13 protein-coding genes are annotated in these 14,127 nt (G+C 37.9%); 1 reads left to right on the forward strand and 12 read right to left on the reverse strand.

The annotated features are described in order from the left end of the window. Positions 1 to 41: 41 nt before the first annotated feature. From HUZ36_RS02240 to HUZ36_RS02290, 11 genes are read right to left on the reverse strand one after another with little or no spacing between them, the layout of a single operon-like run. Positions 42 to 707: a hypothetical protein gene (locus HUZ36_RS02240; RefSeq protein ID WP_128729630.1), complete on the reverse strand. Its 666-nt coding sequence runs from the start codon at positions 705 to 707 to the stop codon at positions 42 to 44. A gap of 2 nt (positions 708 to 709) precedes the next feature. Then, complete coding sequence (locus HUZ36_RS02245; protein ID WP_128729629.1) at positions 710 to 1,492, reverse strand: cephalosporin hydroxylase family protein; 783 nt, start codon at positions 1,490 to 1,492, stop codon at positions 710 to 712. Further along, positions 1,485 to 2,216, reverse strand: a complete 732-nt coding sequence (locus tag HUZ36_RS02250; protein WP_128729628.1) for a WbqC family protein — start codon at positions 2,214 to 2,216, stop codon at positions 1,485 to 1,487. The genes HUZ36_RS02245 and HUZ36_RS02250 overlap by 8 nt, the downstream gene beginning before the upstream one ends. Next, a complete protein-coding gene (locus HUZ36_RS02255; RefSeq protein WP_176031883.1) occupies positions 2,209 to 2,817 on the reverse strand; it encodes a formyltransferase family protein in 609 nt (202 codons plus the stop codon). Before HUZ36_RS02255 ends, HUZ36_RS02250 begins: the two co-directional genes overlap by 8 nt. Then, the gene (locus tag HUZ36_RS02260; RefSeq protein ID WP_128729626.1) at positions 2,814 to 3,932 is read right to left on the reverse strand and encodes a DegT/DnrJ/EryC1/StrS family aminotransferase; all 1,119 of its coding nucleotides are present in this window, start codon (positions 3,930 to 3,932) and stop codon (positions 2,814 to 2,816) included. The genes HUZ36_RS02255 and HUZ36_RS02260 overlap by 4 nt, the downstream gene beginning before the upstream one ends. Next, positions 3,925 to 5,154, reverse strand: a complete 1,230-nt coding sequence (locus tag HUZ36_RS02265; protein ID WP_176031884.1) for a class I SAM-dependent methyltransferase — start codon at positions 5,152 to 5,154, stop codon at positions 3,925 to 3,927. Before HUZ36_RS02265 ends, HUZ36_RS02260 begins: the two co-directional genes overlap by 8 nt. Beyond that, positions 5,151 to 5,705 (reverse strand): dTDP-4-dehydrorhamnose 3,5-epimerase family protein, encoded by a 555-nt coding sequence (locus tag HUZ36_RS02270; RefSeq protein ID WP_286037143.1) that lies wholly within the window; start codon positions 5,703 to 5,705, stop codon positions 5,151 to 5,153. Before HUZ36_RS02270 ends, HUZ36_RS02265 begins: the two co-directional genes overlap by 4 nt. Further along, positions 5,690 to 6,757, reverse strand: a complete 1,068-nt coding sequence (rfbG, locus tag HUZ36_RS02275) for a CDP-glucose 4,6-dehydratase (protein ID WP_176031886.1) — start codon at positions 6,755 to 6,757, stop codon at positions 5,690 to 5,692. Before rfbG ends, HUZ36_RS02270 begins: the two co-directional genes overlap by 16 nt. Before the next feature lie 3 nt (positions 6,758 to 6,760). After that, positions 6,761 to 7,531 carry a glucose-1-phosphate cytidylyltransferase gene (gene rfbF, locus HUZ36_RS02280; protein WP_125252050.1) on the reverse strand — a complete coding sequence of 257 codons (771 nt, stop codon included), beginning with the start codon at positions 7,529 to 7,531 and terminating at the stop codon, positions 6,761 to 6,763. A 22-nt stretch (positions 7,532 to 7,553) separates the two neighbouring features. After that, a complete protein-coding gene (locus HUZ36_RS02285; RefSeq protein ID WP_176031887.1) occupies positions 7,554 to 9,263 on the reverse strand; it encodes a hypothetical protein in 1,710 nt (569 codons plus the stop codon). Beyond that, on the reverse strand, positions 9,253 to 10,533 hold the full coding sequence (locus tag HUZ36_RS02290; protein ID WP_176031888.1) for a glycosyltransferase: 1,281 nt from the start codon (positions 10,531 to 10,533) through the stop codon (positions 9,253 to 9,255). The genes HUZ36_RS02285 and HUZ36_RS02290 overlap by 11 nt, the downstream gene beginning before the upstream one ends. Positions 10,534 to 10,633: 100 nt before the next feature. Here HUZ36_RS02290 and HUZ36_RS02295 point away from each other — a divergent pair, with 100 nt between their 5' ends. Then, positions 10,634 to 11,974: a glycosyltransferase family 2 protein gene (locus HUZ36_RS02295; RefSeq protein WP_176031889.1), complete on the forward strand. Its 1,341-nt coding sequence runs from the start codon at positions 10,634 to 10,636 to the stop codon at positions 11,972 to 11,974. 59 nt (positions 11,975 to 12,033) lie between these two features. Here HUZ36_RS02295 and HUZ36_RS02300 read toward each other — a convergent pair whose 3' ends face one another. Continuing rightward, positions 12,034 to 14,127, reverse strand: a complete 2,094-nt coding sequence (locus tag HUZ36_RS02300) for a motility associated factor glycosyltransferase family protein (RefSeq protein ID WP_176031890.1) — start codon at positions 14,125 to 14,127, stop codon at positions 12,034 to 12,036.

A 14,127-nucleotide genomic window follows, 5' to 3' on the forward strand; every position in this document is an offset into this window, starting at 1 on the left:
ATGCTTTGCCTAGTATTATTAGTAAGCAAAGCATAATTTCTTTATTTCTTTATATGAAAAATAGAATAAGTTGAATTTGCATGCCATCCTTTTTTTTGATAAATCACCTCAAAGCCTTTTGAAAATAAACACTGAAAATTTTCAGGGTTGTTATATATAATATAAATATCACTATAGGAATGAATGACACTATCTAAGAATTTGGAGAGTATCTTCTCTGAAAAAGGGTTATATAAATAAAGGCAAAGATTACTTGCCTTTGTATTAAGAGTAACATTTGTCACGTCTTCAAGAAGAACATTAACTTCAGCACCAGATGTGTTATTGATATTATCTAAGCAAATTTTATGCAGTTCTTCACTGTACTCAATCCCTAAAATGTAGGGTGTATAGTTTTTCAATAGCTTTCGCCATACTAAGAGAACTTTCCCTTTTCCACAGCCTGCGTCTATATAATCAAAGTCACTAGGAGAGTGTGAACTCAAGGTGAAAACTCTTTTTGTCGATTCTTTTATAATAGAAGTCCAACTACTTTCATACTGTACGCCTTCACCAAGATTTTTTAACTTGTCTTTGTACTCCTCTTTTGGGAGCCACATGTGTGTATTAGTACCATAAAGCAAGTCAAACATGTGATTTTCAATAAAATAATTATATGGAAGACGAGGTCCTCGCTTTTGGAACATACGCCAATAGTTTGACCACATAACTATTTTTTAACTCTTCTTAGAAAGCCCATCGGCGCGACTGTTATCTGAAGTTTTGCGTGAATTTCTGAATCCACTTCAAAATCGTCAGTGGACTTCAAAAACTCTCTAACAGCACTGTAGGGGTTATTACCTTTACCCCACGGTCTATTTGGAAACATATCCTCGGGCATAGCCTCAATAATAGTGTCGTATACGATACAATAACAAGTTTCAGAAACCAGTGGAGAATATGCTTGAAGCTCTTGAATCACGTGATCATGTGTATGATTAGAATCCAAGATAACCATAACTCGGTTATAGTCTTTAGCCTTTTCACACACCAATTGTACGACATCGCTAGAAACACTTGAGCCCTGAATTAATTCAATTTTATGAGCAAGTGGATGAGACTCGATTGCATCACGATTGTGTTGTCTAATATCTATATCAATCCCTATTACTTTTCTACCAGGGCTTAACGGATCTAATTGCTTTTTCTGAGCTACAGCGTCAGTATAATCCAATAGCGCTAATAATGACGCACTAGCGATAACAGAGCCTCCATGTGCGACACCTGTTTCAATGATTAAATCTGGCTTGGTTGACCAAATTATTTCTTGCAGTGCCCAAACATCATTTGGAAATTGAATTGCGGGACGACCAAGCCAACTAAAATTATATGACCAATTATACGGCGCACTCTGACGGATCCACTCGACGGATAACGCTTCTAATTCATCAGCATTCTTTAGCTTACGTACATTCTCAGCCACTTCTTTTTGAAATTCTTCGGATTTATTCATTTATAAAATCTAACCAATTTGTTGTTTTTGAATGAAGGTGTGTTCCAACTGAACTTCCTAAATTTGCTATCGTATCAAGTGAAGTTACGTATGGAGTAAACAAGCCAAAATTTTGGCTATAAGGGGTGGTATTATAGTTCATGTACTCCACAGTAATTCCTTTATCATCAAACTTTTCATGTTCGAGATAGTTTTTAGCACCATGACCTGTGATATAGGTAGAAGCACCAACTCCCTTACAAATATTTAAAATTTTCTCACTTCCGCTTCCTTTTGAGCAAGCTAAATCAGATGCTTTATAATACTCAACATTATTATCCATGCCCCAATAGCGTGCAACGGCTCTCATAGATGCAATAGTCAGTTCAGCTAAACTCTGATGATTTGCTTTCGCGACTTCCCGAAATACCTCAATTGCATCACTGTAATAAGGGCTTTGCTTAAGATTGTGAGCAAGGAGTTGTTCGTGATTTTCTTTCCAGTTTTTCGTGTAGTCAATTTCAGAGGACATGATAAGCTGAGAGCGGGATAGCCTCTTAACTGGTACTGACAGCCACTTGCTACCGCTATCAGTTTTAATTTGCACTCTATTATAAAAACCACGTGCGAGTTGAACATCATCTAAAAACACAAAAGCATCAGCCAAATGTAACTGCTGAAACATCCCTATCCATGGAAAATACATGGGTTGTGAAATAACGACTTTTAAATTATTACTAGTCATACCCTATCTCTTTTACAAATCGCTCAAATAGCACATTAATATCCAGCTCTAACTCCGAGGGGAAGTCACCTCCCTTTTCAGCATAAGCTAGCCAAAGTAAAGTTAAATATACTTTTTGGATAAATGATACTCGCTCCCACATGCTGTAATTGAACTGTAAATTCGCTTCATGCGTAATTTGCGCTTTAATATCACCGCCATCAACATCATGGTTAACTCTGTGGATTGTAGCGGCTATAACGCTACAATTATCATCGTATGCCCTTTTAAGGGCATTGAGTCCTTTGTAGCTCGGCAGTTTGGATGGGTGTATGTTGTATACTTTAAAACTGTCATAAAGTGCTTCGGAAATAATTTTTTCTGTAAATAATATAACACTAGTTATTTCGTTTTCTTGAAACCATACTTTGCATTTATTGTTGAAGTCTCCATCAGCACTACTATGGAACTTACACTCGAAGCCGAGTTCATCGAGTTCAGGTCCTATTTCGGTGTTATTTATCCCGAAAAAGAACACAGACACACTTTTTACTTGCCTGTATAGGCTAACAGCAGCTTTTACTGCTGAGGCCTTCGAATCGCAAAAAACACCTACTCTCACGTTACCTTCTTTGATGTTAAATAGCCGCAGATACAATCCACAACATAAGCCTGCTGCTCAAAAGTCATATCCACAAAACTTGGGAGGTTAAGGCCTCTACGAGAAAGATAAAGCGCATTTTTACCACTTTGCATATTGTCTACTATTGGTTGCTCACTCAATGGCCAAAAGAAACGACGTGCATCAATTTGATTATTTTGCAAATGTGTAATCAGCTCGTCTATGTTGAATGAGTCCTTAGTATTAAAAATCAGCGTGGGCATCCAGTATGAATTGACTTCATTTAGGTTTTCTGGGTTGAGTACCACATCAGGAATATTCATACAGAGCTTTTTATAGTGCTCAAAGATTTCCCTTTTTCTTTGCACTATTTCGTTTACTCTTTTCAATTGAGAAACACCTAATGCAGCTTGAAGATTAGACATTCTATATTTATAGCCGAGTTCTGAAGCCCAAAACTGACGCTGTTCATTTTTCGCTCTGCCGTGATTGTTAAGCTGCCTACATTTCTCTACAAGCTTCTCATCAGAGGAAACTAACATTCCACCTTCCCCTGTGGTAATGGCCTTTGTTCCATGAAAAGAAAACACACTGAAGATCCCAAAGGAGCCTGCTTTCTTGTTGTTATATTCCGAGCCGATGGCCTCAGCAGCATCCTCGATTAAATATATCCCATAGCGTTTTGCAATGTCTTCAAGTTCATCTAGTTCACAGAGGTTTCCATAAAGGTGAGTCGCAATAATCGCTCTTGTTTTTGAAGTTATCGCTTTTTCCACCTCATTGGGATCGATACACCAAGAACGCCTGTTCACGTCTACTAACACTGGTGTTGCATCGAGATAAAGAATAGGCGCGATCGTTGCGACCCAATTTGTGTCAGCTAAAATCACCTCATCACCTTTGCCTACCCCAAGAGCCGACAAACCAAGGTGTAGAGCACCAGTGCAGCTAGAAGTGGCCATCGCATAAGGTACACCGATATACTCTGAAAACTCTTTTTCAAATTTATCAACGTATTCATAGCAGCGCTCTCCCCAGCCATCCGCTGCAGCCTCGGTCACGAGTCGTACGTCTTCCTGCGTAATACTTGGTCTTGTATATGCTAATTTATCCATCAAAGATCTCTAAGTTTGGAATGGCAATGCAATATTTCCAGTTAACTCTACTATTAGTCGCTAAGTATTGGCATATCTCATCTTTAATATTCCAAGGGAATATCACGACATAGTCAGGCTTATATGACTCAATAGCGTCAGGTGGCAAAATTGGAATATGGGATCCTGGTAAATATTGATTTTGTTTTGAAGGTGCAGAGTCAAACACAGCTGATATTAAATTATTTTTAACGCCTGCCGTATTTAACAATGTATTTCCCTTAGCTGCTGCACCGTATCCAACAACGGTTTTCCCAGCCAACTTTGCATCGACGAGAAATGCTTTGAACTCTTCACAAATCTGAGTGACTTTTTCGGAAAATGCTAAGTACGTTGACGGTTCGAATAATTTAGCATCAATTTCTTTTTGTTTAACCTCATTCACTGACGGAGCAACATGATGAGAAGATTCTTGATGAGATGCCCATACTCGCAAACTTCCACCGTGAGTAGATAGTTCTTCAACATCATAAACTTTCAAACCTGCTTTAGATAGAATTTCCTCTACCACACATAAATTCAAGTAGGAGTAATGTTCATGATAAATAGTATCAAATTGGTTTTGTGTAACAATGTTAAGAAGCGATGGGAATTCTAATGTTACCGTGCCAGCCTCAGAAAGTAATTCCTTAAACCCTTGCACGAAACTATTTATATCAGGAACATGAGCTAATACATTGTTAGCAATGATTAGATCTGCTTTTCCGTAGTCCATAGCAATAACATTAGCTAGCCTTGTATCAAAAAACTCTTCAATTACATTTATTCCTCGAGCTTTAGCTGCTCTAGCGACCGCAGCGGTAGGCTCCACCCCTAAGTTAGGTATTCCATTTTTAACAAAGTTTTGTAGGAGGTATCCATCGTTAGATGCTACTTCCACAACTAAACTGTCTTTATTTAGTCCTAGCTTTTGGGTTACAACTTCTGTGTAAGATTTTGCATGCTTCAACCAACTAGCTGAAACCGAAGAAAAATAAGCATATTCATCAGTGAATAACGCTTCCGCTTCAACTTGATCATCTGTTTGAACAAGCCAACATTGTTCGCATACAAGCACTCGTAGGGAGTAAGTTATTTCATTTTTAAAAGCATCTTTATCACGCAGGTAAGCATTGGAAGCTGGCGAACATCCTAAATTTACCATCTCTAGTGCCAGTTCATTTCCACAGTGTCGGCAATTCATATTGTTACCCCATCAAAATCACATGGAAGCGTTTGGAATTGAGCATCTTTATCAGAATAAACCATGACTGGGATCGGCAGCTCAAAACTCAATAATTTATCATCATACCGCACACCAAACTCGTGTTCTGGCTCGTACGGTGCGGTGTGAAAATAGAGCATCTCGCAATCTTCCTCCAAAGTTAAAAAGCCATGAGCACAGCCTGGGGGAATAATGAGCATTTTATCTGGCGTATCCAACTCTATTTGAATACACTCTAGAAAACTTACTGAGTGTTGACGAAGGTCTACGATGAGGTCTAATACTCTACCATTAATGCATCTAACCATTTTGTATTCAGGCAATGAACCAAGCTGACAATGCATTCCACGCAACGTACCTGCTTGTGCTGAATATGAACTATTCACTTGGCAAATTGAAGAATGGCCTATCACCGGTTGTAGCGCTTGTTCATCAAACCACTTAGCAAAACTTCCTCTTGCATCAGAAAATGCGGTCCTTTCGGACAAAAATACGTCTTGTATACTGAGTGATCTTAGGGTTGACACCATTTTGCTCCAATTTTTCTCGAATCATTTATAAATGCGTTAAGTTGACTGGTGCTGATAATATTGTTGTTAATATAATACTCTCTATACCATTGTGCTGTATGTTCAATAACTTGCTCAATAGGCCAAATAGATTTCCACTTCAACAACTCGTACGTTTCACTGCTATCTAGGGCTAAGTGCTCAGCTTCATAAAGTGAACTAGGAGTGGGTTTCCAGTCGAGGTTTGGAATAAAACGACTCATTAATGACAGAACATCTGACACGGAGGCTAAATGCTCAACCGCGGGGCCAAAGTTCCATGCTCGTGCAAACACTTTATCACCAATTAAAAGCCGCTCCCCTAGCTGAAGGTAGCCTGCTATTGACTCCAAGACATGTTGCCAAGGCCGCACAGCATTAGGGTAACGAATAGAGAGGCTGTCGCCACAATATGCCTTTCTTATAATGTCTGGTACTAAGCGATCATCTGACCAATCACCTCCACCAATTACGTTACCTGCTCGAGCTGTTGCTACTAAAGTATTTGAGTGTTTATAGTAACTCTCACGATAACTATGGACTAACACTTCACATGCAGCTTTTGACGCACTATATGGGTCACTTCCCATGAGTTTATCTTCCACTGTAAAGCTCTTTTTTTCGCCATTGTTCTCGTATACTTTATCCGTGGTTACTACAACTATTGCTTTTACTTTCGTGCAGTGTCGTGCACACTCCAGTAGGTTCAGCGTACCCGTTAGATTTGACTGCCAAGTTTCTTCAGGCTTATTGTAGCTTTTTCGCACAAGTGGCTGAGCTGCTAAGTGAAAAATAATATCAGGTTCAAAATCATTTATCAGCTTATCTATCACCCCTCGCTCTGCAATATCCCCAAAATAGTTATCTACAGTCAAACCAAGTTTGTTATAGTGTGTACTATTTTTATCTTCAGGCAGAGATAGCCCAGCAACTTCAGCCCCAAGAAGCTCAAGCCATAAACATAACCAACTGCCTTTAAAACCACTGTGCCCTGTTACCAGTACCTTCTTTCCGGCATACATTTCATTGAACATTGATCACCAAACCTTCCAAGGTGCTTTATTTGATTGCCACAGCGCTTCTAGCTGATTCTTATCCCTCAATGTGTCCATTGCATGCCAGAAACCTTTATGCTTATAGGCGTTTAACTGTTCATCTGCTACCAGCTTTCTCAGAGGAGCATCTTCAAAACTGTCGTTTATACCATCTAAATAGTCAAACACTTCTGGTTCTAACACGAAAAAGCCTCCATTGATCCAAGCTCCATCTCCAGCTGGCTTTTCTTGAAACGAGACAACCTTACTACCATCAACATCCAATGCCCCATAACGTCCTGGGGGTTGAATTGCAGTAACTGTAGCAACCTTTCCTGCATTTCTGTGAGACGAGATAGTGTCTTGAATCGGCAGATCAGTAACGCCATCTCCATATGTGAAGCAAAATGTATCGTCCCCAACATAATCTTTTACTCTTCGTAATCTCTCACCAGTCATACTTGTGTCTCCAGTATCGACTAGAGTGACTTTCCAAGGCTCCGCATGCTTTTGGTGAACTGTCATCTCATTTTTAGACATGTCAAATGTTACATCTGACATATGTAGAAAATAGTTCGCGAAATATTCTTTAATTATATATCCCTTATACCCTAAACATATTATAAAATCATTGATTCCATTGGCTGAATAGATTTTCATTATATGCCATAGTATGGGTTTACTTCCTATCATAATCATTGGCTTCGGACGAAGATGTGACTCCTCGCAAATCCTAGTACCAAGGCCTCCAGCTAAAATAACAGCTTTAGTCACAATATTCTCCAATCAAAGGCAGTTAGTTAAAATAGAAAAACTCTAGTTCTTCGTTTATGTTATTAGAAACAGAGTATAAAATTTCTTCATACGATGAGAGTGAAGTAATCAAAACTGGCCCATCTTTATTATTTAATGAAGAAGCATCCTCAATTAATACACCCTCTACTCGAGTTCCGCATTTGTTAGGATCAGAATCAACCACTCGTGCTACCTTTTTTGGATGTGGCGCTTTTTTTATCACCTCAGCGGCTAATTCTGATGAGCCATATATTTGTATAGAGTCTACTTCTTCAAAAAAATCTTCCAGACTAACAACTGCTACATTATTACCCCTTAAATATAGACTTTTTTCTTTTTTCTTTTTATTTAAGCTTTGAAAAGTATTCACACTAAGCCATGAATCTGGCTCATTGCCTAATGTGTTTAAAAGCTCCACACTATAGCTATTTTCTATCGCGCTTAATATTTCAAAAAGTTCACATGCATACTTCTTATTTTTATCCACGCAAAACCAAGACTTTACTATTTCAAAGCTGCTTGACCAAAAAAAACTTTGTAAGCCTGAACCATTATAGTCACTTGTCTTGGAAAACGAATCTAGAATTAATTTAACGGATAGTACATTGCTAAAGATGAGAAAATGCTTAACGGCTAGCCAATGATATGGCTTACTACCGAGGAGATATGCTTCGTAAATTCTTTCGTCTGTCGTAGTATTGCTGACCTTACCAAATGTAGGAAAGCCACTCAGAGTTGATCCGCTATTTTCCCTTAGCTGACGGTAAAAGTCCACAAAGCTATCAACAGATGCTCCTTGGTTAAAATAAGGCCGTTTTGATAATTGAGGCTTAGCTTTTTTTGTTGCAACACTCAAATAGTTTGGGTCTTTTATGTACTCCTCTAGCTCTAAAACTACAATTGGACAGTTCGATGCTTCAAAGAATACATGCTCACTATATTGACGGTGACAAATAAAAGTACCAGCATTTTTATAATCATAAATATAGCTTTTTGAGTCACTGAAAAAGAAATTTTTCTGTTCCTTAAATCGTTCTCGTACGCTTTTTATCAACGGATGCTCTAAGTCTTGTGGAAATGGCCTAAAGACTAACTTTTTATTTGGAAAAATTTTAAGTAAAGAATCTATAATAGAGGGTAAGTACTGAAGCTTCTCTTGACACTCAATATCAAGGTTTGAGAGATGATATATAATATCTGATCCTCCCTCATATGAGCTTTTAAGATAATCTAATTTTGGCGAACCAAACGGAACGATTCTTGTCCCTCTAAAATTACGATAATCTAATTCAACTGGAATAGAATCTCGCCATAATGAATCATCAAATGGGATCCATTCTCTAATCGCAAGAATGAAGTCAAAATCAAATATACCACCATATTCTTTTAAAGACTTCTTAATAGGTATATCAGGACCATGGGGCAATAAGACTCTGAAACCTTTGTAGTAGGTTAAAATTTCAAAGGGAAAATTCGATTCTGGAAATACAATCAAATAGCACCTTTCAATTTTATACTTTTCATTTGCGCCACAAAAAAATACGTTACTTCTTCGCTCAATTTCATCAGAGAAATCAGAATCTTTTATTACCAATATTTTAAAGCTTTTATTTTTACTCAATTCATTGATAAATAATTCAAATAAGTCAAGCCCCGGTGAGTCAAAGACCACAAAACCAATATCAAAGCTTTCAGCTTCTTTAAAAAGCATGTTTTAGCCCTAACATCTTCACTGAAGTACAGACATAGTCTTGTTGATACTTGATAGCATCGTAAATAGATAATCCATTCTCAAAAACACTCTTTCTCGGTGCTGCTATACCTTTCTCCCAATGTAAACTAGCGAGTTCTGAAGCTGCAACATTACTTACAGGAACGTTAGATTTAATCAACCCGCTATGATAAATTTCATATTCACATGCCTCTACATCATCTTCTAAGCGTGGAGACCCCCTGAACTTGCTAAGCTGATTATTTATTTCTAAAAGCAATAATTCTTTTTCACAGGAGTCTGGTTCATCAATATTCTGTGCTTCTTTTAGTGCCCAACCCAAGAAGTTAACTTTATTGACCTCTGCTTGCTTTAGCAATCCATATTGTGACAGCTGTGACACCCTTAAATAGTCGGCTGATATATTGGCGCTATGCCCAAACCACACACCTTTAAATAGCATTGACTCTCTGAATTTCTCCTTGCTACTGAAGTAGTAGGTGGAGCTTTCAATACATTTTTCGATCGATTTCTTAGTTTGCTCTCCATAGGAATATTCTGGAACATTTAAGACCAACATTAAACTGATCCCTATATCTAGACACTTAGGGTTTTCATTTAATATCCCTAGCATAGAAGTAAAATCAGGTGAACAAGGCGGGAAAATTAAACCAAAATTTTCTTTTACTTTTTTTATAACAGAACTTCGAACAAAACCGCTATATATCTTCCCATAATTGTTTCTGTTACGGTATTTTCGATAAAAAAGCGGCTGAGAAAATTCAAATCTCCGCTCTAATTCTTCCGATGCTGAATACTCAATGCTGTTATAAGGCTTCATTAAAGGGTGGTACTCACCATTTAAACGCTCATTGTTTACTTCTTTGCACTCGAAATGTTCAAACTGCCAAGTTACGACGTCATAACTATGTAGGTTTTCCAGCTTCGAGATCGATGACAAAAAGTGCTTTGTAAACATGAACTTATCAGATATTATTGTTACCCATTCACCTTTAGCAAATTGTATAGCATATTCCCAGTTTTCACACATATTGAGTCGATTAATTGGGCGTACATATTTGACTTTTACGTTTGAAAGTAGCTCACAAAGCGCTTTGGTTTCGGTCAGAGGAATGGTGCCGTTATCAGATATGATAATTTCATAATTTTGAAAATCTTGCTCCAGCAAAAGTTTCAAACAGTGGAGGACGAGCTCCGGCCTATCTTTTGTAGGTAACACAATCGAGAATTGAGGATACTGTTGTGACATAAATATTGTTGGTAATACTATATAATTTTATTATCGGCTCAAATGAAAAATACTTAAATCTAAATATTCGAACCTTTGACTTATGAAATAGTGAGTATACATGAAACAACTAAAGCATTCTCCAAATCAATTAAAGAAACAACCTCTTGTTTCCATTATAATACCATGCTTCAATGATCCTACAAATGTTCACTATGCAATTCAAAGCTGTATTGAGCAGACATACACCAATATAGAAGTGATCATTATCGATGACGGCTCTGTGCCTAAACTCAATATTGATTTTCAATTGTATCCTCCTAATGTAAAACTCGTTCATCAGAAAAACCAGGGCGTTGCAAAAGCAAGAAATTATGGCGTTAAGCTTTGTGAAGGGGAATATCTCAAGTTCTTAGATTCAGATGATGAGTTGCTACCAACATGCGTAGAGACCCAAGTTAAACAACTACTAAATAGCAGTGACACTATTTCATTTATTGGTTATCGAACTGTCTTTGGGAAGAAGAGTATTGAAGGCACTCCAAAGTTTGATAACTTTTTAGACGCAATTTTTCAAGGTAATATTGCACCACTCCATTGTGGTTTATATCCAAGATCAGCTATTGAGAATATAGGAGGTTTTGGTCATGAAGGACCTATAGGTGAATCATTTGAAGATTACGATTTTCACGTAAAACTCGCGTTCTCAAATATACATACCATCGTTAGTCATGATGTCGGTGTAATATACAAAAAAAGGCCTCAAAGCCGCTCTTCAGACCAAAAAAAAGCTTTCAGTGCAAACATATTTATCTTAAAACAGGCAATAGCCCACATTGAAAAACCAAATGAAGAACTATCAAATAGCATCATTAATGGATTATGTGACCTTGCAATACAATCAGGTCAATACTCAACATTATTCACGGAATTCCAGCTTATACTTAAAAAGCTACGGTTCTCTGATAAATCTGAAAAGACTTTTCGCTACAAAATTATAGCTTCAAACCGTCTAAAGTGTGGCTCCGAGTCGGCTAAGAAATGGTGGCGCCTTATTTTTGACGCGTTACCAGCAACTACTCCCCCCACATCAGACCTTATTCCACCAACTTATTCCGTCAGAGCTTCAAGCCTTGAACTACACACACATAAGTTTGATGGTCCTTTACTAGCCGAAGCACTTATGCGATGCCTTAAAGCTAGAGACATTTATTTATGGGGTGTGAGCCCCACAAGTGAACAATGGATACAAATGCTTCACTTTTTTGGTAAAGCCCCTACTGCTCTTGTGGATTCGAACCCTCAAGCTGCTAGCTTTAATGGACACAACTGCATAAAACCAGAATCTCTGACGCTAGGTAAAGAGGATGTCATTATCATTTGTTCTAAATCAGCATATTTCGCTATTTATGAATCCTGTATTGGCTACGGCTGGGAAGAAAATATTATACATTATGTATGAACGACGCTCTAGGTAATGCCGGTCTCAGAGAGAGCCGCATTACCTAAAGTCCATCCTTGTTAATTTCTATGGTATAGCTCCCAGTCACACTTTTCTAGCAGCTGGGCAGAACAGTGCTCTTTCATCTCTTCTAGATAGGCTATCCATAACTGATTTAAGTCTTTATATATCCCCAAAGAATTTTCGCTGTCATCATACTTAAATAAGTGAGTGATCATAGGACAATGATAGTAAAGCAAAGATCCTTTAATTATATGAAAAATGTGACTATAGCGAGTGTTTCTAAAGGCAAATAAATATCGCTCTTGCCGTTGCAAGTTATTAGAAGCATCGTTAACGGTGCTAACACTCTCCTTAGCAATTGAAATTAGGTGGTCGAATACTTCAAGCGTCAGCTCTCTGTCTAAAGACTGATTACCTAACCCTTGTAATCCTAGATCCTCAAATTCTGCTTTAATTTTCCCAATGATATTTTGCTTATCAAAGTGATAATCCAAATCCATCAAATCACTTGCGGTTGTCGGCAAAGTGCCTTTGATTAAAGCACCATCACCGATATTAAATATTGTCGCAGGTTTGATAGAAATTAGGTCTTCCAGCTGGCGGTTAGACATTCTATAGGTCTGATTAGTTTCAACGACACCGCCTAAATTGCCAGGTAACGCGCTGCCATCTAGCTTCATCGGCCAGTACTTAAATTGGGTTTCCTTATTCTCATCGCTGTAGACACTTAGTTTCGAGTGTGAAGCACCATCTACCGAACGGCCGTTATCAACACCGCAAAGATATATATTCTTGAACCCTAAGTGTAAGGCATATGATAAACCAGTATTTGACACCAATGGGTTTGAGTATGCGGTTGTTGATAAGCCTCGATGCCCTTTTTTAGCTAACTGAACATTAATAAAATCTGTTCCAGCTTCATTTCCTTTTAAGGAAAAGCCTACCCACTTGTAGAGGTCAACGGTATCAGGATAAATAGTGTTAACGCCGAGCAAGTTGAGTTCTGAATATACCTCTTTTGGAGCCATATCCAGAACCGCTTGATAGTTCCGATAAGGACGTTCAACTAAAATATGAAAGTCAGGCATCACTCCCATTTTTAACAATGAAGTCAACGCTGTACCACAAGCAAATATAATCGCTTTGTCTTGATTATTGATGATAAAATCTTGACACACATCCAATGATGGGCCATTGCCAACGATTATGATTGGGACATCTTTAAACTCTGAAACAGGAGCTCGCTTTGCGTCATAAAATGGTACACCCTTGGCAACATTAAAATATGAGTGTGAGAGCCCAGTTACTGCGTCGTTATAAAATCCATGACCAAATTGAAACTGAAAATAATCTTTGAAAAAGTTAGCAATACTTTCATTTATGTCAGGTAACGGATAGTGTTGATAACAGAAACTTCTAACTATTGAAAATGCACCAATGTTTTCAACTGTTTTTTTCAGCTCACCCACCAACTCATCAGGTTTACAACCTAAATAAAAGAATAAACAGCCACCGCTAGAGTCTATATCTTTAATTATTTTTGACCAATCTATACAGAATAGGCTTGCAAAAAACAGCTTAAAATCCGGTTCAATTATAAAGGTATAAGAGAATGATGTATGATCGAGTAACTTAGGAATATGGTAACCCAATCCAACACCAAATATCATTGCGGTTGGAAAGTGCTCGGGTAGCTTTGTTAGTTTTCGAGGTTCACCGGCGTCTGAAAGCGATTGTAGGTACGTTGATAGCTCTCTCATATATCGGACATGCACCCGCATGTCTCTATAGTCAGAATTATTTTTCGTGTACTCGGTAAGTGTAAAAACGGGAGCCGCTATCGCTTTTTCGACTTGCTGCTCAATTTGCTTTGAGGGTTCACTGGAATAAAATCTCGCATTATTTTTCAGAACGTCTATATTAGCGAAACCATCCGACTCGACATGTAGGCAAAAATTTTCGTCAACGTTATACTCTTCAATAGCCTGTGCAATGCTGGGATAATATTGAGAGAAGCTATTTAAATTATCTGCAAACCTGCGATTTGCCTCTGTTGCAAATTCCGCTTCTCTTCTTGACTGCTCAATTGAAGTGACAGCGATATCTGATAATTCTTGAATCTGATTTTCTAGGGATTTGTCATCGGTCAT

The organism is Pseudoalteromonas sp. McH1-7, assembly GCF_013366255.1.
Taxonomy (GTDB): domain Bacteria; phylum Pseudomonadota; class Gammaproteobacteria; order Enterobacterales; family Alteromonadaceae; genus Pseudoalteromonas; species Pseudoalteromonas peptidolytica.

Coding starts and splice junctions, on each gene's coding strand:
- HUZ36_RS02265 (WP_176031884.1), bottom strand. CDS start 5,154: ATGAATTGCCGACACTGTGGAAATGAACTGGCACTAGAGATGGTAAAT.
- HUZ36_RS02300 (WP_176031890.1), bottom strand. CDS start 14,127: ATGACCGATGACAAATCCCTAGAAAATCAGATTCAAGAATTATCAGAT.
- HUZ36_RS02270 (WP_286037143.1), bottom strand. CDS start 5,705: ATGGTGTCAACCCTAAGATCACTCAGTATACAAGACGTATTTTTGTCC.
- HUZ36_RS02260 (WP_128729626.1), bottom strand. CDS start 3,932: ATGGATAAATTAGCATATACAAGACCAAGTATTACGCAGGAAGACGTA.
- HUZ36_RS02285 (WP_176031887.1), bottom strand. CDS start 9,263: ATGCTTTTTAAAGAAGCTGAAAGCTTTGATATTGGTTTTGTGGTCTTT.
- HUZ36_RS02240 (WP_128729630.1), bottom strand. CDS start 707: ATGTGGTCAAACTATTGGCGTATGTTCCAAAAGCGAGGACCTCGTCTT.
- HUZ36_RS02250 (WP_128729628.1), bottom strand. CDS start 2,216: ATGACTAGTAATAATTTAAAAGTCGTTATTTCACAACCCATGTATTTT.
- HUZ36_RS02290 (WP_176031888.1), bottom strand. CDS start 10,533: ATGTCACAACAGTATCCTCAATTCTCGATTGTGTTACCTACAAAAGAT.
- HUZ36_RS02245 (WP_128729629.1), bottom strand. CDS start 1,492: ATGAATAAATCCGAAGAATTTCAAAAAGAAGTGGCTGAGAATGTACGT.
- rfbG (WP_176031886.1), bottom strand. CDS start 6,757: ATGTTCAATGAAATGTATGCCGGAAAGAAGGTACTGGTAACAGGGCAC.
- HUZ36_RS02295 (WP_176031889.1), top strand. CDS start 10,634: ATGAAACAACTAAAGCATTCTCCAAATCAATTAAAGAAACAACCTCTT.